Here is a 22,257-nt window from a genome sequence, read left to right as displayed (position 1 = left end):
TCCCATACTTTAAATTTTACTTTAAAGTGGTGCACTTGATCTTACAATTAAGCAACATATTTTTTATATGTTTTTCCTTTATTTAAGATTTTTTTCAGTATGGAAGAATGTGAAGTATTCTGGATGAACTACATAACGCGATGCTACTGAAATACCGGCTTCATCATATCCCCATGCATAGATAACAACAAGATATTCAAAACCTCATTTATCAACTTTTTCATATTTTAATTTATAAGCCATTTTAGTAATTGCTAAAGGTGTTTTTACTAAGTGTTCTAGTATTGAAAATTGTTGATCCATTTTTTCTGGAAGTTCATATCTTCTTGATACATAATGTTCTGCAACCATTATTTCTTCTTTGTTTTTGTTAAAATATTGTTTTCTAAAAGCATTGAATCCAAGTAAGAAAATTATATTTTGACGATAGAATCATTGTGGTTCATCGCCTTCAATTCTTTCTATTTTTTGTGTTGTGGAATATTCGTATTTAATCAAAGATGAATAAGCTTTAGCAAGACCACTAAAATTTTCAGCTACATATCTTCCTAATTTGCTTCGTGTATAAATAGCACCTATTCCTTCTAGTTGTTGATAAGCATTAATTGCTGTTATTCTAGATACACCAAATTTTTCCATTAAAAAGTGCTCTGAAGGCATCAATTCATTTGGTTCTAAAACTCTATTTTTAATTAAATATAATAAATATTCTATTAATTCGCTTTTTTTAGTTTTAGATTTTTCTTTTTCAAATTTTTCTTTCATATTAATTTAATTATAATACAAATTATGTTATATGTAAATAAATTACTTATATATATGTTGAATATATCTAATGTTAGTTTATATATTTATATAAAATTACCACTTAGTAATTCTATAAAAACTTTAAAAAATCCTCATGCAGATAAAACTGTAAAAACTATTCCTAATGTAACTGTTAAAGAGATTAAAACTCATTTTGTAGAAACTGATATTCTTTTTTTAACTTTTTTTACTTTTTCTTTTGTCATAATTAATTATCCTTTAATTGTTGAACCTTGTCTAGATATTGCATTTAGAATTTTTCTTCTAAATAAGAAGTAAGTTATAAACATTGGAAGAATAGCTAAAATTGCTCCTGCTAGTTTTACATTTTTAAATAATTTTATTGGATCATCTGGATCTGGATTCACACCAACATCTAATAGATAAATATTAATTAATTGCACTGGTGAATCTTTTCCTAAAATTAATAAAGGTCATAATAGTGAATTTCAAGCAGCAAACGCGGTTAAAATACCAACTGTTCATATGGTTGGAGTCACCATCGGAATTGCAACTTTGAAAAAGAAATTAATTCCTGTACATCCATCTACCATTGCTGCTTCTTTAATTCTATCGGGAATATCTTCAAAAGCGTTTCTAAACATAAAACCAGAAAAGACAGAAGCAGCATATGGCATAATTAAAGATATAGATAATCAAGGAGCACTGGTTTCTCATTTTAGTGTTATTATTGTTTTATATTGACCAATAAAAAGGGCAACTTCTGGCAAGATTAGTATTGACAGAAAAAACAATCAAGATAGTTTTTTGAATTTTCATTTTTTTAATGAAAAAGCATATCCGAATGTAGCAGAAAAGAAGAGTTTTACAATAACTGATACAAAAGTTACTAAAAGACTTCAACCAAGAGCTTCTCAATAACCATCATTTAAAGCTCTTGAAAAATTATCTCATTGAAATTTTTCTGGAAATAAAACAATTTCATTAACTCTTTCGTTTGCTTGATTATCAGGTGCCAGAGCAAAAACAAGCATAAAATAAAAGGGAAAAATAATTATTACACCAAAAACCAGTAAAATTAGTAATTTAACTGACAAGGATAAAATAGATTTTCATAAAGAAACATTTCTAACTTCAGAAGAAATTTTTTCTATTTTTCTTTGTGAAATCTTATTTGAGATTCAGTTTTGTAACTTTAACAGCATTCAGAACATGTCTTTCTCCTAACTTATTTATTGTTAATAAAATTATTTTTATTCCTTGTTTTAAGAAAGTTGATAAGGCTAAACCAAGAAGAAAGAGAATAATTGTAGCTGCTCCAGCTAAATCATAATGTCCTTGTTTTACCATATCATAGATAAAGAGAATTATGGTGGAACCACCATTAGTTTTTGCTGCATTTAAATCGTTGTTAAATATAGCAATAGGGAACACTTTTATTCCACCTATAATTCCTATTGTAATTAGGAAATTTAAAGTTTTTGTTATTGAAGGTAAGGTAATTTTGAAAAATTGTTTAGTTTTGGAAGCACCATCAATAGCAGCTGCTTTGTAAAGAGTTCTATCTACTCCAAGCATTGCTGTTGTAATGATCAAAATTTGAAAAGCTAAATTTTTTCATATTCCATATACTAAAATCACAAAAATAGCATTATATGATTGATAGCGTCCAGAATTTAATCATCTAGTTTCAATTCCAAAAATTTTGTTAACTATACCTATTTGTGTATCAAATATATAGGCAAAAGTTATGGAAATAGCAATTGCACTTGTTATATAAGGTAAAAAGAAAACTGTTTGTCAAAATCCTCTTGCTCACTTTCGAACAAGTGAAGAAATAACACTAGAAATTAATATCGAAATAACTAAAGTTATTGGTAAAGATAAAATGGAATAAATTAATGAATTTCTAACACCAATTTTAAAGTTATTATCATTTAACACATCTACAAAGGCATTAAATCCATATTCAATTTGTTGAGCATCGTTTGGATCTGATTGATAACTAATTGATGAACCAATTGAAAAAATAAAAGGGAAAATTGTGAATAAAACTATGATGAATAGAGAAGGTAATAAAAGTAAAAAAGGTTTTCAATAAGCAACTTTTTTATCTAAGATCCCTAAATCTTTTTTAGTTTGTTTTTGTTTTCTTTGCAAAAGAAATGAATAAATTTTTCTCATTAGATATCAATTCTTTCTTTTGTTATTAAATCAAATAAATGAATTTTGTTTGCAGGAATGTTGAATTTAACTTCTTCATTGATATCATACATTTTTTTCAATTTTAAGAAAATATTAAATGTAGCAACGTTATCTACTTCTATTTTAGCGAAAATCTCTTTTCCTAAATATTCAATGGAAACTATTTTTCCTGTAATTTTCCCGTTTGAAGATTCTTGAATATCTTCTGCTCTAATTCCTACTCTCACCTTTTCTAAATTAGTTTCAAAGTGTTTCAATACTACATCATTTAAAAATACGTGATTTTCCTTTATATTTGCATCAAATATAGTCATTTCAGGTATTCCTAAAAACTTAGCAACAAACTCATTTTTTGGTTTATTATAAAGTTCCATAGGAGTTCCTATTTGTTGAATTTTTCCAAAAGACATACATACTATTTTATCTGAAATTGACATCGCTTCTTCTTGATCATGAGTAACAAAAACTGTTGTTAATCCTAATTCAGACTGTATTTTTCTAATTCATTGTCTTGTTTGAACTCTTAATTTAGCATCTAAGTTAGATAAAGGTTCATCCATTAAAATAATTTTTGGTTCTCTTACTATACCCCTAGCAATGGCAACTCTTTGTTGTTGTCCTCCAGATAATTTAGTTGGTTTTTTATGTAAATTTTTTGTAATTTCTACTTTTTCAGCAACATTTAAAACAGCATTTTCTATTGCTTTTTTAATAGAAATATTTTTAGTTTGTAATTCTTTAAATCTATTAGTTTCATCAACATTTAATTTAGAAATATCAAGAGTATATTTTTTAATTAATTCTTTTTGATAGGAATAATAGTCATTTTTGGTTATTTGAACTACTGATTTATATATACCTTTAAGTTGCTTTAACTCTAAATATTCACTATTTTGTTTTAATAATTGTTTTTCTTTTTCAATTTCATTTTTCAATGATTTTCTTAAATCTGAATATTTAGTTTTTATTTCTTTAATTTTAAGAGAATGTTCATATCTTGTTAATTTTGCATCTAAGCTTTTGTCTTTTAATTTTTCAATAGTATCTAAATTTGCTTTTTTCTGTTCATTTTGTTTTTTGATTAAAGCTAATTCATAATTACTATTAAGTTCATTTAACTTTTTATAAACACTAGAATTTAAATTATTAATTTCTAAATTTAATTCTTTATAAACATCAAAGAAGTTAAAAAGCAATTTATTAAAATTATCAATTTCTTGTTTAGTTGCACCATTTTTTTCTAAAATAATTAAATTTGCTTCATGCTGTGCTTTAGTAGATTTTTCAATCATTCTAACTTTTCAAGTTTTATCATTGGTTAAAGGGAAAGAAATATTATCATAAACATTTAAATGTGGATATAAAGCATAATTTTGAAATACTAAACCAATTTTTCTGTCTTGAGGAGTAGTTTTAGTTACATCTACACCTTCAAATAAAATTTGTCCGCTTGTAGGTGTTAATAATCCAGCAATAGCATTTAAAGTAGTAGTTTTACCACAACCAGAAGGGCCGAGTAAAGTTACCAATTCTCCCTTTTTTATCTGTATATTTGCATTATCAACCGCTACAGTTTCTCCATAGTCAATTACTAAATTTTTTATTTCAATAGCATTTAACTCATCTTTATTTTTATATCTTTCATCAGCTGTTTTTTTGATTTTCCTTATAAAGTCATATATCTCAGCTTTATTAATTTTTTTGATTTGCATTTTTCTCACTTTCTTCATTATCAACATTTGTTTTATGTCTTGATAAAACATTATCTTCTGTAGATTTTAAAAATGCTTGATATTGTGGAACACCTCTAGATTTATAAACTTTTTGTGCAAATTCATAAAGTTCACTTTCTGAATTAATATTTTGATAAAAATTTCTATGATTTTCAATAGCATTATAAAAAGCGTTTCACATTTTTATACCTTCATAATATTCTACATTTGTCTTAAAACTAACATCTCAAGCTTTTTTTATATTTGGTAATGTTAACCCTTCTCTAATTATTTCTACAGAATAATCTTTTCAAATGTTGTTTTGCTTATAAAAAATTCAACCCACTACTCTTTCGTACGATCTAGTAACTTTACTTCCATAAATAAAAGTAACTTCTGTTCCGGGAGGTAAAGTATTTTCTCCAAATTTAGAGGCTTTTTCAGCTCAATTTTTTTCAAAATCATCTATTTTATGATCTTTACCTAAATTTTTTTCAGGTGTATCGATTCCAGCAACTCTAATAGATTGTTGTCCTTCTATTGTTTGGTTATCCCCAAAATCTAAAACAGGTGTATCTCCATCTTTTCATTTAACTATTTTTGCATTTAATTTTTCAAATGGAGGTAAGTCAGCTGATTCTTTAAAATATTTAGCTTCGTTATTATTACAAGAAACAACAAAAGGTATCGCTATATATGGAAAAACAACCAATGAGGTTGCTTTTATAATTTTTTTCATTATTTAGTAAATGATGCTCCTAATAGGTTTTTAAGAGCTGTTAAATATTCTTCAAATGTTTCTACTTTACCCTTGTTATTCGCTGATCTATCTGCATAGTTAGTAAATGAAGTATCTATTCCATCTCTGAAAGTTGAAGATCTGGAATCTGTTGGATCTTCATAAATAGCATATTGATCTTTATCTGCACCTTCTGTTGCTTTTTTAAATAAATTAAATGCTTCTTTATTAAATTTATCATAACCTGCTGGTGCTTCTTTGTTTAAAACTCCTTCAGAAGCCACAATGTATCCACTGTGTTGTCCAAAGAATTCAAGTGGAGTTAAGTTTGTATAACTTTTAGCTTTATTGCCTGTTCCTACTGTTCAATTTTGTTTTTCTGTTATATATCATTTTAAGAAGTTTAAAGTTCCTAAGTCTTCGACTTTATTAGAGTGAATACCAATTAAAGAGGGGCCTTGAGCAATAATAGTTTTTTTAGCATTATCTTTTTTAGTTGTATAGAAAGGATTGGTAATGTAACCTAATTCATTTTCTTGAAGAGTTTCTGTAGAATCGTGAGAAACTTTACGGAATCCATTAGATTGATCTGTTTTTTCTCATTTAATATCAATTAAATAAGAATCATAACCATTTGACGATTTTCCTGCTGCAATAATATATTTATTTTCTATATCTTCTTTTAAATCTTTAAAACTAGAATTTGTAGAAGAAACTCCTAATTTTTCTCCAGCAGCAGCTGTTGAAAATTTAGATAATTTTTCTAAAGCATCTTTTCATTCTTTTGTTACTTCAATATTTTTGTTTCCTTCTTTATTAAATTCTGAAGCTCCTGATCCATTTTTATCATAAATATAAACATATTTAGTATTAGTATCTATAGTTTTACTTGCATCATATAATTTAGCAATTACACCTTTTGCAATTTCTTCTGCTGTTGGTTTATAAATATAATTTGCATAATCTGCTGCTACTTTATCTTCTATTTTACTTGAACCAGAATTGATTGTTAAAATATATTCTGAATATCCATTTTTTGTAAAATTGTGTCTATATCCAGCTGTTGAAGCAATTGCAAAAGCTAATTGATGCCCTTTTAAACGATTTGACGAATAATCGGAATTTTCCTTTATAAATAGTGATTTTTCATTAATTAATTTAGCTATTTTTTCAAAATTTTTCTTAAATAGTTGGTTCTTTTCTGTGCCTTCTTTTAATGCATTTACATAATCAACAGAAGACTTTTTATCGTTTAGTCCAAATAAGAATTTAGAGTAATCTCCATCAACATCTGAAAATGCCATTAAGTATAATAAACTTGAAATTGAGTCAACTCCAAAAACATTTTCTGCTCTTTTATTAATATCTCCTTCTGGTGCTTTTGGGAAGGATTTTTTAATTCTTGAAACTAAATCAAATAATGCATCGTAACTTTCAAATACATCTTTTCTAAACTCATAACCACCTAAACCACCTTCAGCTTTAGTTGATGGTACATAGTCTTTTCAAACAGTTTTAACAAATGTTTTATCGTGGTTAGAATTTTTAATTTCATCGAAAAATGATTGATCTTCTGTTTTAATAGTAGCTTTTTTATCACCTAAAGATTCTGCTGTTGCTTGTCTAATTATGTAACCAAAAACTTCTTTGTTGATAGTTATAACTTGAGATGATCTACTACTTGGAATTAATCATAATGAGTTTTCATCTCCTTTTTTACTAATTCCTGCTATTTGTGAATTACTTTGTAAAAATTTCTCTGAGAAAGTTGCTTTAACTGTATCAGCTAATTTAACTGCTTTTTCTTCTGGTGTAGAACCATTTAAGTCTAATTGCATATCATATTTAGCTAAAGTACCTACTATTGCTGGATAGTTGAAAGCAACGTTATATAGACCGTTTGTTGCTTTTGCTTTTAACTTTTGTTCTAAATCTGATGTTAATCCGTTATATCCACCATTGATAGCAAATAATTCTAATTTTAAATAATTTTTGTTATTTGTATCTTTAACTTCTGCTTTACTATTTCATTTTTCTACAATTGCTTGTAATGCTTCTGTTTGTGCTCCAGTAGAACCAAATGTGTTAGCTATTTTAATTGTTTCATCGTTAGTTTGATCAAATCTTGTATCCCTTGAACAAGATACTAAACCTGTTAGTGATGCTCCCGCTACTGCTAAACTTGATAATGTTAATAATGTTTTCTTTTTCATATTCCCCTCTTTTTTGTTTAAAAAAATTAGAACAAATAAAGTATTTTAAAATTGTTTAATTTTGTTCTAAATTTTTCTCATATTTATATGTATTATAATCTATATTTTACAAAAAATTATAAAATTTCAATTATTTTATTTTTAAAATTATTAATCCCATATTTCCAATTGAAATTTGGTTATTATTTACTTTGGAATTATAAGAATAAATGGTTTCTACTTCTACACCGCCTTTAAGTTTATAATTAATATTATCATTAATTCCAACAGTATTTATAAATAGATATTTTTCTTGTTTATCTTTACTTTGTCTAATAACAGTTTGGTCTGAAGGGTTTTCAAGATAATTAGAAGCATCTCCAATTGTCTCTAAATCTTGAGAGTACATAAAAGGGTGTTTGCTTCTAAAGTCTAATAAAAATTTAATCATTGAATAAATAGAATTTTTATCTTTAACTTGATCTTCTACATATGGAGTGTCTTTTGAAAAATTTAAATGAATATAATCATTTAGACTTTTCTTTTCTTTAAATTCTACTCTTTTAGATGTATCTTTTCATTTAAAAGGTTCTCTTATACCAGGATCACCAAAAGTTTTATTTGCATGCATCATTAACTCATCGCCATGATAAATAATAGGGGTTGATGGTAATATTAAAAGGTAAAAGTAAGCATTTCTTATTGCATCTTTTTCTCTTTGAGATAGTGGTGTATTCAATTCGCTTACTTTTAAAGGACTATCAAAAGTTTCTGGATCTTTAGTAGGTCTTGGCATATTTACTCTAAATGAATTTATTCATCTGTCAGTATCGTGGTTAGTTAAAAAAGGTACTCAAGGATGTTCTTGATGTGATCCAATTTTAGTTAGCTGATTATTTAAATCATCTTTATCAATTGAAACGAATCAATTTTCTTTTCAATGCTTTCCATCATAAATGGTTCCAAGTGCCTTTTTATCTTTATAATTAAAGTAAATTGTAGCTTTTAAAGCATCATCAAGTCATTCACCCATCATAAAAATATCTTTGTCTAAATTTTGTGATTTTAAAGCTTTTTGTGAACTTTCTCTAAGTTCACTAAAAATTCTTTGCTCATTATAATTTTCTTTTGTTTCTCCCATTGAAGAGAAAAATTCAGCAAAAGCATCGTATCTAAAACCATCTACTCCTATTTTAGTTCAATAAGATTGAATGTGTTTTAATTCTTCAATAACTTCTGGATTATCTAAATTTAAATCAGGCATTCCTGCTCAAAATTTAGAAGTATAAAACTTATATGTTGCTTCTTGGTTTTTTAAATTTGGAAATAAAGAGCGTAATTCAGGAGTATCTTGATGTGTATCTTGTACTTGTGAAGAATAGAAACGATAAAAATTTTTAAATTTTGGATCACCTTGTAATGCCTTTTGAAATCAAGGATGCTCAAAAGAAGTATGATTAAAAACTAAATCTAAATATACTTTAATTCCTCGTTTATGTGCTTCTTGTAAAAATTCTAAAAACGCTTCTTTTCCACCTAATTCTTGTGCTACATCTGTATAATCAATTACATCATAACCATGATAAGAACTTGCAGGATGAATTGGTGAAAGATATAATTGATCAATTCCTAAATTGCTAAAATAATCTAAATTATTTTTTAATCCTATAAAATCACCAATACCATCATTGTTTCCATCTGCAAATGAATAAACTAATACTTGGTATATAACAGAAGAATTTTTATCATTTTTAGTTAAAGGTGCTACTAACTTTGCATTTTCATCATCTTCTTTATAAGAAAGTTTTTCTTTCTTATTTGTCTGAAATTGTACATCCCCTCATAAGGAATATTCTTTATGAAAATTATCTGTATTGCTGCATGATGTTAATAAACCATATGATAAAAGCGGAAATACCCCGCTTTTTATCATAAATTTAACTAACAATTTGTTTCAAATGTTCTTCTTCATTTTTGATTAAATATCCATAATTTTTTAAAGAAAAGATTCCAAAAATAGCAACAACTACAGAAAAAGCAAATATTAATCAACCTGAAATATAGTTAGGTGGATAAATAATGTTTTCTTCATCTCTTTCATCAATAGGCGGTTGAAAAGAAAGTAAAACTGATGTTAGAATTATAGTTAAAATCAATAAAATAATGTTTATCTTAATAAGTAAACTAGCGTTGTTTTTTTGCTTTACTAATAACATTATAGAAAAAATAGAAATAAAAATAATTACAAATCAAAGCACACTATTTATAGATCAAAATGTTATAAAAATAGGAATTTGTGGATTTATAACTGAACTTTTATTAAATGCTTCATCAGTGGTATAAATTTGTTTTTCTATCGCTAAATAATCATTTGCTGAATTATAGAAAGCAAAAAATAAACCAAAACAAGTTAGAGATACAATAATAGATAAAATAAAGAAAATTTTTCTATATTTGTATGTTTTAAAAAATTTCATATTAGTTTAATCTTTCTTCTGTTTCTTTATCAAAAATATGAATTCTACTTTTGTTAAAACTTACTCATACATCTTGGTAAAGTTCAAAGTCTCTATTGTTAAGAACTGTAGATACAACTTCAACATTATCAGAAATTTTTACAACAATTGATAACTCTTTTCCAAGAGATTCAATGTTGAAAATTTTCCCTTTTACTGAATTAACAACTTCTTTTTCGTTAATTAAAACATCTTCTGTTCTAAATCCAACTATTAATTCTTTGTATTTAGATAATTTTTCTTTATTTTCTTCTGGTAAATTTAAAGAAAAATTAATTCCATCTAATTTAAAAGTATTGTTGTTATTTGTTCCATTTAATAAGTTAATTGTTGGTGAACCAATGAATTTGGCAACAAAAACATTTGCTGGTCTAAAATATAAATCTTTACTTGTTCCGTTTTGTTGAATTTTTCCTTCATTTAAAACAACAATTTGATCTCCCATTGTCATTGCTTCTAATTGATCATGTGTTACATAAATAGATGTTGTGTTTAAAAGTCTGTGGATAGAAACAATTTCTCTACGCATTGATTCTCTTAATTTAGCATCTAAGTTAGATAAAGGTTCATCCATTAAGAAAATTGAAGGTTTTCTAACAATGGCTCTACCAATTGCTACCCTCTGTCTTTGTCCTCCTGATAAATCACGAGGTTTGTTATATAGATAATTATCGATTTTTAAAATTTTTGCTGCATCTTTAACTCTTCTATCAATAATGTCTTTTCTTTCTTTTGCAATTCTTAATCCAAAACTCATATTATTATAAACATTCATATGTGGATATAAAGCATAAGATTGGAAAACCATAGCAATATTTCTTTCATATGGTGAAAGGTTATTAAATCTTTTACCATTAAAAAGTAAATCACCTTTGGTGATTGAGTTTAATCCTGCAATCATTCTTAATAAAGTTGTTTTACCACAACCAGATGGTCCAAGGAAAATACAAAATTTTCCTGCTTCTATGGTTAAATTAATGTCTTTTAAAGTTCACTTATCGTTTCCTTCATATTTTTTAGATAAATTAACTAATTCAATTTTTCCACCAGCTGTTTTTTGACCAACTTCTCCAATTTCGTTTAAGAATTTATCAAATTCTAAATCATATGAATTAATATCATCAAGTTGATTATCTAAAATATTATCAATTTCTTTTTTCATTTTATCCTTTCACCGCTCCTTCAGAAAGACCACCAACAATGTGTCTTTGTGAGAACATAAATAGTACAAATGGTGGTATAGAAGCAAGTAAGGCACCTGCTGAATAAGCGCCAACGTTAATTTCTTTATCTTCTGCTGTAATAAAACTATCTAGTCCAACAGCAAGTGTAGTTTGATCTCTGTTTGTAATTGCAAATTTTGGTAAAATTACATCTCCAAAAGGAATCAAGAATGATCATAAAGCAATAATAGCAATCATTGGTCTAGCAACCGGTAATAAAATTTTTGTAAATAATTTTCAGTTTCCACAACCATCTATTTTTGCAGAATCATCTAACTCTCTTGAGATGGAATCTAAATAACTTTTGAAAACAAAGGTATTTCCTGCAATTGCTCCACCAGAATAAATTATTGTTAAAGTTATTCTAGGATCAATTCCAAGTGAGTCCCTACCAAGAGCAACAATAATATAAAGGGAAATTAATGAAGCTGTTGAAGGTATCATTTGTAAAAGCATAATTACAGAAAGCGAATGTTTAGAACCTGCAAATTTAAATCTTGAGTATGCATAACCATTAAATGCCACAAATATAACTGTAATAAGCATTGTACTTACTGCTATGGCTAAAGTATTTATGTATCAATTTACATACTTACTTCTTACATTTGTAAATAAATAAGTAAAATTATCAAAACCAAATTTATATAACTCTGGTGATAATGATAAATATTTTTGATTAAATGTATTAAATGAAGCTAATATCATTGAAACAACAGGGAATAAAATAACAAATGTTCATACAATTAATATTAAATAATTGAAAAATAAGAATATCCCTTCTGAAACAGTTAAAGGTTTGGAGTCTGAAGTATGAATTCTAGTTTGTTTATTTTTAAAATTTTCGAATTTTATTTTATTTTCTGGAATTCTACTTTTTAAAGAATATTTTCTCATTTTATCTTCCTCCTTTTGCTGCGTTTTTAGCAAATCCATAAGCTGCAATAGATACTGAAAATACTGAAGCTAAAATAACAAGAGCAGATGAGAAAGCAACGTTTCCATCTATTTGTACTGTTGTTGTTAATTTATAAATTCAGGAAATTATAATATCTGAACCTGATTCACTAAATGTTGTTTGATCTGCATAAGCAGGTCCACCATTTGAAAATAGTGAAATAATTGTAAAATTATTGAACATAAAAGTAAATTGCCCAATTAATAACGGAGCTAATGAAGAAACTAAAATTGGTAATGTAATATGTCTAAATAATTTAGAGCGTTTAGCCCCATCAATTTCTCCAGCTTCATAAATATCTTTTGGAATTGACTGTAAATTACCTGTAATTAGTAAGAAAATGTAAGAGTGCCCAAGTCATGTTTGAATAACAATTAAAAGGAATCTTACTCAATGAACACTTCCAAAGAAGTTAATGCTATTTTCAATAAGACCTAATTTAATTAAAATATAGTTAATATATGAATTGGCATCTCCTTGGAAAGCAGATTTTAAGAAAATTATTGTAACAAAGGCAGGAATAGCTCATGGAATAATGTAAATTAGTCTAAAGAATTTTTTACCTTTAATTTTTTCCATATTTACTAAAACAGCAAATAATGTACCTACAACTATTACAGAAAATGCTGCTGCAAATGTTCAAATCAATGTTCAAGAAATAACTCTTGATAATGAAGTTAATAATCCGTTGTTTCTAAATAATCATCATTTTCCGTATTGAGTAAATCCTACTCAATCAACTGTTTGTGAAGGTGGTGTATGTTGAAATCCTGTATTTGATAAAGAAATGAATAATGAAGTAATTAAAGGAACAACAACTATAAATGCAATTAAAAATCACCCCGGAATTGATATCAATCAAGGAAAACCTTGCTCTGAAAGTCATTTTTTAGTTTGTGTTCAGTTTTGAGGTCTCATTCCTTCTTCTAAAAATTTACCTCTTCTATAAGCGCCTATACCGCTAGAAACAACATAAGCAATGGTTATTCCTAATAAGATAAACGATGCTGCTGCTCCAAACATCCAGAATCTTGCATCAGGTAAAATTCCAAGGTCAATATTGTGAACACTTTTACCTAAATCCACAATTCCTTGAATTCCCCCTATTTTATTTCACGTAATACCTAAAGAAAAGGGTACAAATATTAAATATAAAAAGGCGCTTAGTAAAGTTAATAAAATTCCTTTTTTATACTCTTTAAATAAAATAAGTTGTGCTAACCCCGGAAATAGTAAATTCAAGAACAATCCTTTATATTTAGCACCTTTTTTGTTTTCAGTAGGTACTTGTTTAATAGCTTCAACAACTTTTGATTCATAAATCTTTTTAGTGATTTTAAGTTGAGAAGAAAGTCTGCTGTATTGAGTTTTTACTATAACTTTATTTTTTTCTTTTTCGTTATGTAATTTAAGAGTAACTAATTTTTCTTTATAAAGAATTTTCTCTTCTTTTAGTTTAAAAGCAAATGCTTTTTTAGTTAAATCTTTGTTTTTATAACGTTGTTTTAAAATCGCAATTTTTTCTTTATATTCTTTTGTTAAAGATAAAATTTGATTTTTATATTTAACTTTATCTTCTGCTGTTTCATTTAAATTAATTTTATGTAATTTTAATTTTGCATCTTTTATTTCATTTGCAGAAGAGTTTAATTGTTTATTAGAATCTTTTGCATATTCATATAACGCTTCAGATTTTTTAAGTAAAAAATCACCATCATAAGAATATTCTTGCTGTAATTTTCCTAATTTTTTATAATAATTAGCTTTAACTAAATTTTTAACATTTCTGTTCTTTTGATTTTTTAAAATTAAAGGTAAATTAGTATTTAAAATTATTTTTAATTTTGAGTTTTCTTCTTTATTTAAATCTTTAGTTTTATTATTAATTTCTTGTACTAAAGAATTAAAGTGATTTTGTATTTTATTTTCAATATCTTGTCTATAGTCTTGTTTATTTAAAAACTTATTAACTAATTCTTTTTTATATAAAGAATAAATGCTTTTTAAGTGTTTTTCTTCTTCTAATTTTAAAAATTTGCTAATTAATAAAGCATTGTTGTATTCTTTATTAATTTTAAAGAGCATTTTTGCTAATTTTAATTCTTGTTTATATTCTTGTTTTAAAATTTTAGCTTGCTCTTCTTTAGTTTTAACATACTGAGAGTATTTTGCTTCTTTTTCTTTACTTAAAGTAACAATTTCTTGTTTTTTAGATTCTATTTTTTCTTTTTTAGTTTTAAATTCTGCTTTTATTAAAGCTAATTGTTCATCATATTCTTTATTATAAGAAAATTCAGCTTCTAAAATTCTTTCTTTGTATTCTTTTTTAATTCTAGATACTTCTTGTTTATATTCTTTTTTAGATTCTTCTTTTATAATAGGAAATTCTTTTGTAATTTCTGCTTTTTTTGTTTGAAATTTTTCTCTTTTATTTTTTAATGTTTTAAAAAGATTTTCTATTTTTTCTTTTTCTTCTAAAATTGATTTAATTTCTAATTCTGAAAACATTCCTGTGCGTTTTTGTATAAATTCTTCTAATTCAGAATAAATTAAATCTTCCTTTTTAGTAAATAATAAATATTTATGTAAAATTACTAATTTAGCTTTATGTTTGAGTAACTTATTTTCATCTGCTTTTGCTTTATTTATAATAGAAGTCATATTCTTTTCTTTTACTTCTACTTCATCAGCTGTTTTTAAAAGCATTGCATAATAGTTTTTAACATAATTAGCAGATTCGGCATTTTGCTTATCTATTTTTTTAATTTCAAAAGCAATAAAAGAAGTTAATTTATCTGAAATTTTTAACTGTTTATACGTTTCTTCTAAAACTTGTATTTTATTTTTGCTAGATATTTTTAGTGTTTCTAATGCTTTTTCTTGTTCAAATTCTAAATTTCTTTTTGCTTTAATAAAAAGTTCTTTATTGATTTTTTTCTTTAAATCTAATTCTCTTTTTTGTCTATCAAACACGTTTTTTGCTTGATTTAAAAAAGAAGAATAATTTAATTTAGAATCATTGACTTTTCTATCAAAAGATTCACCGTATCAATTTCACATCTTGACTTTTTCCATTATCTACCTCCTTTATGTATTTTTATTTTTTCATAATAGTAATTTTGTCTTTTTAATCTTAATTGAAACATCAAATAAATATTAATTAATATTAAAAAAGGGAAAATTATGCTTCATATAATTACTAAAGTTAATCTAATTCAATTTTCAGTAATATAACCACTTGAAAAATAAGGAACTAGTAAAACTCCTATAAATAAAGTTATTCAAACAAAACCAAAAAGATAAGCTACACCATTTCTTCGAGAAACTAGTATATTTACTAAATAACCTACTAAAATTAATGAATTACTAATATAACCAACATACCTAAGTGTTAAGAAATTATTTATACTTTCTTTTTGTGAATTAATTGCTAAATTATCATATACATTTGTTCCTAAAATTAAACCATCTAGTAATCATAAAAGTAACAATATATTAGAAATAGAAAGAAGAATAATTAATGTGTAAAAAATTCTTCTTTCTATTTGTATTTTTGGTTTCATTATTATTTAATATAATCTAAAGCTTTACTACTATCTAAAGCATCAACTGCTTCTTTGAATTTTTTACTAAATTGATCTTTTAATCTAGTTTGGAAAGCTTCTAAAGTTTTAACACCTTCAGTAGCTAAACTGTTATAAAATTCTTGGTTTCCTAAAATATTGTCATTTCATGTTCCTCAGAATTTACTAAATTGTGGATTTCCTCTATCTAATCTTTCTGATTGTAATTTAAGGATTCCGTATCCACCATCTTTTAATTCAGTTGTTGAAGAAATAACATCAACAACTTTTTTAGCAACTGATGTACCTGTGGCTTCTAAAATAATATCTTCTACTTCTTTAATTGTGGCTTCTGATTTAGTACCTGTTAATTGTTGTCCTTCTGCAGGGAATTTTTCTGTTGCTTTTTTCTCATTAAACACTGCTTTATATTCATCTTGTCATTTTAATCAATCTGCTTCATTGAAGAAGTTATTCATATATAACTCTACTGCTTTGTTAATAATATCATCTGAAACTGTTGTTTTAGCATATTTATTTGAAAATTCTTTTGCGCGTTTTTTAGCTTCATCTAAAGCTTTTGTTTGTGCTTCTTTTTCTTTTCATTTAGAAGCAGTTTCAATCATTATATTTTCTGTTGAACCACCAAAGATATAATTTTCTACTTTTCTTACATGTGCATTTCCTGTTTGACCTTCAAGTCAAGATTTGTCAAATGCAACACCATCTTTAACTAAAGTAGGAGCAATTTGTCAAGGTTGTCCCCCACCTTTTAGTAAATCAACATTTTGAATTCCTAATAATGCAGAAAGGGCATTTCTTAAACCAGTAGCTTCTTTTAACTCTCCTAATTTTCCTATTAATTCATCACTAACAAAAGGATATTTGGTTTTATCTTTAACATATTCTTCTTTATATTTATTTTTATCTCCTAAAGGATTGGTTTTATCTGTTTCTTGACTTCAAGATTTTGCAGTTCCATAAACAGTAGCTAAGTTTTTATTAACTTCTGATAATAAATCATTATATGCTTTTAATAATTTTTCTTCACTTGCATATTTTGTTTTTGTAACTAAAGTTTTTAATTTTTCATTTCCAGCCGCTGCATCTCTATCTGAAAGAACTCTTAAAGCTTTTTGTGATTCGGTAAAGTAAGGAATTTTTGTATCTCCTTTAAAGTATCCATAATATGAATCTGTTTTAAAAATTAATTTTAATACTTCTTCAATAGCAGCTTGTCTATCAGCAACTGCACCATTATTTCTTGAGTTAATTGCTCATGATCATGTTCCTGGAGCTTGTGTATATTTAAGTTCACCTTTTAATTTTGGAGCATTAAAGAATGTATTAATTTCTTGTTTTGAAACTGTTCCAAAATCTCATGAACCTACAAATGCATAGTCTAATTTTTTCTCTTTTAATAACTCAACAACTTTATTTTGAACAACACCTTGATCACTTTTTAAAAGATCTTTTAAAGCACCTTGATCAATTTTACGTTCACCTCATTTTGTAGTTTTAAATTCATCTGCAGTTTTAACAAAAGCTGCTTCATAAACTGGGAATAATAATTCTCCAACAACATCTAGGGCTTTAGAAAAGTCGCTATTATATTGATCTCCTTTCATAAATCCAGAAGATCATTTGTTTGCTGTTGTATCTTTATAAATGATTTTTCCCATTTCCTCTGTGCTAAGAATTGATGCTAAAACCCCATTACCATATCAACCATCTTGAATTCTAAAGAATGCTTTACCTTCTTTTACTAATTCAACCATTTCATCAGTTGATGTATTAGCTAATTCAGTTTTCACTTCATCAAGTGTTTTGCTTGACATTACAACAATACCTTCTTTATTGTGGGCAAAGTTATAGAATTTTCCATTATCTTTTTTAGATCTTCCTTTAAATGTACCAAAGTCATTTACAAATGCTTTTTCGTCATCTGTTGCATTAACTTCATTTAAAATAGCATCTTTTAACTCTGGTTTTCAAGCTGCAAGTGTTCTTTTGCTTAATAAGTCTGTAATTCTATCATTTGGTGCATAAATTAAGTCAGGTGCATTTTTATCTGTGTTACCAATATTTGTAATAGTATCGATTGCTCCGAAAACATCTTTTTCTACAAATTTAATTTTGTAACCTTTTTTTGCTCATTCGGTTTTGTTAAATTCATCTTCAACTGCTTTTCAAAATTGCTCTTGTTTTCCTTCTTTTGCAACAATAATTTCTTTAGAATCTGCAAATTCATTTGTAGCTCCACAAGCAACAAATGCTGCTATTGGACTTGCAAAAACAGTTAAACCTAAAAATTTCATTAATTTTTTCTTCATAATATAATTATATTTCTCCTAAGTTATTCAAAAACAATTTCATTATATTTTAAACATGCAATGGAAACAACTATGTTTAATGGTGATAAGACAAAAAATAATAAAAAAGTGATTTCAATCCAAACTAAGGCATGTCCCACTTCAGTTTTGGGTAAAATTCTAATTAACCTAATAACATAAATAACATTAGCAAAAAATACAAAAACAAAAGCTGCTATTGTTAATCTAAATTCTGTTTTTAAAAGCAAATTAGAAAATTTCTCACTTATATTTTCTTTATTATTTAAAGTTATTAATAAAATAAAACTAAGTAAAGAAACACTAAATACAATTGCGCTAAAAAAAGAATATAAATGTTCTATAACTTTTGGTAAATATTTTCTATCTAATGGTTGTTTTCCTAAAAATAAATTTCTCATTGTTTTTTAATTTCTACATAAAATATTGAAAGTAAAATAACTTCCAATAAAATTATAATACAAATCTTCAAAAAATTTCCATTTTTTATTTATTTTTTTGAATAAAAAGCAAAAAATTAAAACTTTTTCCCCTTAAAATAGGGAAAAAGGCTTGATATATAATATTTTTATATCAAAAAACGCGCTTTTTTACTTATTTTTAGGATTTACTCTTTTTTTACTTGATATTAATAGAATTTTAATTTTTGTCATTTTTTTAATAATTTAAGCAATTTAAAAAATATAAAATTATAATTATTTTTCAAAAAACAAATTATTAAAATATAATTAGAATTATGAAAAAAGGAACATATAAAATAATAAAAGAAGCGATAGAAAAATTTGATAACATTTTTATTTTTCATCACATAAGACCAGATGGTGACTGTCTTGGCTCTCAATTTGGTCTTGGACAATTAATTAAAGATAATTATCCAAACAAAAAAGTTTTTTATATTGGGGATTCAACTGGGATTTTAAATTTTCTTGAATTTAATCATTTTGACGAAAATCAATTAAAAGAGGAAAATTTTGAAAACTCATTAGGAATTGTAGTTGATGCTTCCAGTTCAGATCGTTTAGAAAAAAAGGAAATTATACTATCTAACAAAATTTCTAAGATGGCAAGAATTGATCATCATCCAAATGGAGCAGATATTGACTATGAATTTAACTGAATAGATTCTTCTTATTCAGCTGCTGCAGAAATGATTGCTTATTTAGCTAAAATGGCTAAATGAGATATTTCTTTAAAAGCTGCTCAATATATTTACACAGGTATTTACACAGATTCTGGCAGATTTTTTTATAGTAACACAAGTAAAAGAACTTTTAATGTAGTTGAGCATTTAATAAAAAAATCAAATTTAGATATTCACTTTATCCACAAAGCACTTTCAGGAAGAACCATGAAAGAAATTAAATTCCACGGAAAAGTACTTTCTAATTTTAAAAATCAAGATAAAGTGATTTGATTCCATGTTACTCAAAAATTACAAGATGAACTTAATTTAAGTTATGAAGAAGCAAACCAAGTAAATATTCTCTCTAATATTGAAGATAATAGAATTTGAATTTTCTTTATCGATCAACCAGATAAAACAATAAGAGTAAGATTAAGATCTAATGGCCCAAAAGTCAATATAATTGCAAGAGAATACAATGGTGGTGGTCACGATAATGCTTCAGGTGCAATGATTAAATCAAAAGCAAAAATACAAGAAATAGTTAATAAAGCAATTCAATTAGTTAAAACTTTTGAAAGGGAAGAAAATGAAAATAGGTAATTTAGAAACAATCGTAAACGAAATTGAAAATCATAATTCAATTGTCATTTTCCATCACATTCGCCCAGATGGTGACTGCCTTGGTTCTCAATTTGGTTTAAAAACCTTAATAGAAGAAAATTTTGCTAATAAGAAAGTTTTTGCTGTAGGTGATTCTAAAAATACTTTAAATTTTTTGGATTTTTCTTTTAATAACGATTTAAGTGATGAAGTTTTAAAAGAATCTCTAGCAATAATTGTTGATGCAAATTTTAAAGAAAGAATTGAAAAAAGAGAGTTATTAGACAAAAATATTTTTAAAAGTGTAATTAGAATTGATCATCATCCAAACGAAGATGATTTAAATACAACAACTAGATGAGTTGATTCTTCTTATATCGCTGCAGCTGAAATGATTGCTGACTTAGCTTTTAGCAGTAACTGAAAGGTTTCAACAAAAGCAGCAAAATACATTTATACGGGAATTTACACAGATTCTGGACGTTTTTTATTCTCTAATACAACACCAAGAACCTTATCTCTAACTGCTAAACTTTGAGAAACAGGCTTAAATATTGATGAACTTCATACAAACTTAACAAAAAATAGTGAAAGTGATTTACGTTTTCAATCATTTATTTTTAGCACTTTTAAAACATTTAAAAATGTTATTTACTATTCAATAACTCTTGAAGAACAAAAACAATACAACAAAACTCCTGCTGAAGCAACTAGACCAAATACTTTAGCTAATATAGATAATTACAGAATTTGACTTTCTTTTACAGAAGAAGAAACAAACAAATGAAGAGTAGAATTTAGATCTAATGGCCCAGTTGTAAGAAATGTTGCACTCAAATGAAATGGCGGTGGTCATGAAAGAGCTTCAGGCGCTATTATAAACAATGCAAAAGACATAATAAAAATAGTTGAAGATTGTCAACAAGAATATGAAAGATGAATCAAATTAAATAATTAAAGTCTTTATTAATTAATAATTATTTAAAGATAGGAGAATAATTTTATGAGTAAGTATGATGAATTCATTAGATCATTAATAGATCAAAAAGAAAAGTTAGAAGACAATAGAACTTTTACAATTAAATTTCCAATAAGTTTACATGAGTTTTATCTAAATATGTTAGTAAATGATGACATTAATGGATATAGTATAAATTCTAAAATTGCTAAATGTTTGAAAATTTATATGTTAAAAGATCATTATGGTAAATATAATTCAACTAAATTAAAAAATTTATCAACTAAAATAATAAGAATTAATAAACCTATTATTGATTATAGTAAAAAACGAGAATTTATAAAACAATGAATAATTGAACAAAAGATTTATTTATCTTTACATAAAAATTTTACTATAAATGAATTTGAAGAACTTATGAGACAAGGAGAAATTTTAGTTAGTGAATAATATGATAAAAAGTTTAGAAGAATTTAATAATAAAACAGATGAGCAATATAAAAACAATTTTATGAAAAATTCTTTTGTTATTTTTGATTTAGAAACTTGTGATAATAATAAATCTATTATTGAAATCGGTGCTATCAAAATAAACAACGGAGAAATAGTTGAACAGTTTAACGAATTAGTAAAACCAAAGAATTTTGAAATTAATAAATGAGAGCGTTTTAACAACATTCCTACGAAGTTAGTCAAAGAAAAAGGTAGAGATACAAAAGCAGTTTTAGAAGAATTTAATGCTTTTATAGGTGATTTAGACTTATATGCACATAATGGAGAAACTTTTGATTTTGTTGCATTAAAAAGAGCTTATAACCAAGTAGAACTACCTTTTCCCACTAATAATTTTATTGACACTAAAGATTTTTTTCAAAACAGAAGTTTTTATTTATGACAGAGTGAAAAATGAAGTTTACAATTTCTTTCTTCAATGCTTGGAGTAGATTATTTAAAAGCACATAGAAGTGTTCAAGATTGTAAAATTTTATATGAAGTGTATTTAAAAATACAAGATAAAAAATATATTTTAAACTCTTTTAAAAAAAGAATAACCCCACTATAATAACAAAGAAAATAAGATAAAAGAATACAACATAAAAATAATTAGTGAAGCGGAATTTTTATCCTTAATTAGTCGAAAAATTGGAAAAAAGTAAGTAATTAAAGTCTTAGCGGACTTTTTTTATTTTTCCAAAAAGTGAATTTTTATAACAAATTTACCCCTATTTTCAATTTGTTCCACAAAAAATGAATTTTTATAAACATTTAGTATAAAAATATTATAATTATAATGTCCCGTCTTTCCCAGTTGACGGGATTTTTTTATTTTTTTTCACATATTTAATACT

General features: G+C 25.7%; 19 protein-coding genes. 4 read left to right on the top strand and 15 right to left on the bottom strand.

Annotated features, from left to right (window positions below):
- Positions 1–78: 78 nt before the first annotated feature.
- From ACXX89_RS02815 to ACXX89_RS02745, 15 genes are all read right to left on the bottom strand, one after another.
- On the bottom strand, positions 79–765 hold the full coding sequence (locus ACXX89_RS02815) for a winged helix-turn-helix domain-containing protein (RefSeq protein WP_436358789.1): 687 nt from the start codon (positions 763–765) through the stop codon (positions 79–81).
- Between the two features lie 86 nt (positions 766–851).
- Positions 852–1,013: a hypothetical protein gene (locus ACXX89_RS02810; protein WP_458557595.1), complete on the bottom strand. Its 162-nt coding sequence runs from the start codon at positions 1,011–1,013 to the stop codon at positions 852–854.
- Between the two features lie 6 nt (positions 1,014–1,019).
- A complete protein-coding gene (locus ACXX89_RS02805; protein WP_458557594.1) occupies positions 1,020–1,973 on the bottom strand; it encodes a carbohydrate ABC transporter permease in 954 nt (317 codons plus the stop codon).
- Positions 1,939–2,952, bottom strand: a complete 1,014-nt coding sequence (locus ACXX89_RS02800) for a carbohydrate ABC transporter permease (RefSeq protein WP_458557593.1) — start codon at positions 2,950–2,952, stop codon at positions 1,939–1,941. Before ACXX89_RS02800 ends, ACXX89_RS02805 begins: the two co-directional genes overlap by 35 nt.
- Entirely contained in the window at positions 2,952–4,685 is a 1,734-nt protein-coding gene (locus ACXX89_RS02795; RefSeq protein WP_458557592.1) for an ATP-binding cassette domain-containing protein, read from the bottom strand. The genes ACXX89_RS02800 and ACXX89_RS02795 overlap by 1 nt, the downstream gene beginning before the upstream one ends.
- Complete coding sequence (locus ACXX89_RS02790; RefSeq protein ID WP_458557591.1) at positions 4,666–5,424, bottom strand: thermonuclease family protein; 759 nt, start codon at positions 5,422–5,424, stop codon at positions 4,666–4,668. Before ACXX89_RS02790 ends, ACXX89_RS02795 begins: the two co-directional genes overlap by 20 nt.
- Positions 5,424–7,637, bottom strand: a complete 2,214-nt coding sequence (locus tag ACXX89_RS02785) for a P68 family surface lipoprotein (protein WP_458557590.1) — start codon at positions 7,635–7,637, stop codon at positions 5,424–5,426. Before ACXX89_RS02785 ends, ACXX89_RS02790 begins: the two co-directional genes overlap by 1 nt.
- A 130-nt stretch (positions 7,638–7,767) precedes the next feature.
- Positions 7,768–9,588 carry an alpha-amylase family glycosyl hydrolase gene (locus ACXX89_RS02780; RefSeq protein WP_458557589.1) on the bottom strand — a complete coding sequence of 607 codons (1,821 nt, stop codon included), beginning with the start codon at positions 9,586–9,588 and terminating at the stop codon, positions 7,768–7,770.
- Complete coding sequence (locus ACXX89_RS02775) at positions 9,554–10,093, bottom strand: hypothetical protein (protein ID WP_458557588.1); 540 nt, start codon at positions 10,091–10,093, stop codon at positions 9,554–9,556. The genes ACXX89_RS02780 and ACXX89_RS02775 overlap by 35 nt, the downstream gene beginning before the upstream one ends.
- A gap of 1 nt (position 10,094) precedes the next feature.
- Positions 10,095–11,294: an ABC transporter ATP-binding protein gene (locus ACXX89_RS02770; protein WP_458557587.1), complete on the bottom strand. Its 1,200-nt coding sequence runs from the start codon at positions 11,292–11,294 to the stop codon at positions 10,095–10,097.
- Position 11,295: 1 nt separating this feature from the next.
- Complete coding sequence (locus ACXX89_RS02765) at positions 11,296–12,249, bottom strand: sugar ABC transporter permease (protein WP_458557586.1); 954 nt, start codon at positions 12,247–12,249, stop codon at positions 11,296–11,298.
- A gap of 1 nt (position 12,250) precedes the next feature.
- Complete coding sequence (locus tag ACXX89_RS02760; protein WP_458557585.1) at positions 12,251–15,385, bottom strand: ABC transporter permease subunit; 3,135 nt, start codon at positions 15,383–15,385, stop codon at positions 12,251–12,253.
- A complete protein-coding gene (locus ACXX89_RS02755) occupies positions 15,385–15,873 on the bottom strand; it encodes a hypothetical protein (protein WP_458557584.1) in 489 nt (162 codons plus the stop codon). The genes ACXX89_RS02760 and ACXX89_RS02755 overlap by 1 nt, the downstream gene beginning before the upstream one ends.
- A 2-nt stretch (positions 15,874–15,875) precedes the next feature.
- Positions 15,876–18,206, bottom strand: a complete 2,331-nt coding sequence (locus ACXX89_RS02750) for a hypothetical protein (RefSeq protein ID WP_458557583.1) — start codon at positions 18,204–18,206, stop codon at positions 15,876–15,878.
- Between the two features lie 23 nt (positions 18,207–18,229).
- Complete coding sequence (locus tag ACXX89_RS02745; protein ID WP_458557582.1) at positions 18,230–18,625, bottom strand: hypothetical protein; 396 nt, start codon at positions 18,623–18,625, stop codon at positions 18,230–18,232.
- 335 nt (positions 18,626–18,960) lie between these two features.
- Here ACXX89_RS02745 and ACXX89_RS02740 point away from each other — a divergent pair, with 335 nt between their 5' ends.
- The 4 genes from ACXX89_RS02740 to ACXX89_RS02725 are packed head-to-tail and all read left to right on the top strand — an operon-like array spanning position 18,961 to position 21,971.
- Positions 18,961–19,950 (top strand): DHH family phosphoesterase, encoded by a 990-nt coding sequence (locus ACXX89_RS02740; protein ID WP_458557581.1) that lies wholly within the window; start codon positions 18,961–18,963, stop codon positions 19,948–19,950.
- Positions 19,937–20,908 (top strand): DHH family phosphoesterase, encoded by a 972-nt coding sequence (locus ACXX89_RS02735; RefSeq protein ID WP_458557580.1) that lies wholly within the window; start codon positions 19,937–19,939, stop codon positions 20,906–20,908. Before ACXX89_RS02740 ends, ACXX89_RS02735 begins: the two co-directional genes overlap by 14 nt.
- A 45-nt stretch (positions 20,909–20,953) precedes the next feature.
- The gene (locus tag ACXX89_RS02730) at positions 20,954–21,358 is read left to right on the top strand and encodes a hypothetical protein (protein ID WP_436358772.1); all 405 of its coding nucleotides are present in this window, start codon (positions 20,954–20,956) and stop codon (positions 21,356–21,358) included.
- A gap of 1 nt (position 21,359) precedes the next feature.
- The gene (locus ACXX89_RS02725) at positions 21,360–21,971 is read left to right on the top strand and encodes a 3'-5' exonuclease (RefSeq protein ID WP_436358771.1); all 612 of its coding nucleotides are present in this window, start codon (positions 21,360–21,362) and stop codon (positions 21,969–21,971) included.
- The last annotated feature ends 286 nt before the right edge of the window (positions 21,972–22,257 follow it).

The organism is Mycoplasma sp. 1012 (genome assembly GCF_054343455.1).
The sequence above is the reverse complement of the archived record's forward strand: the minus strand, read 5'-3'. Positions and strand labels throughout refer to the sequence as shown.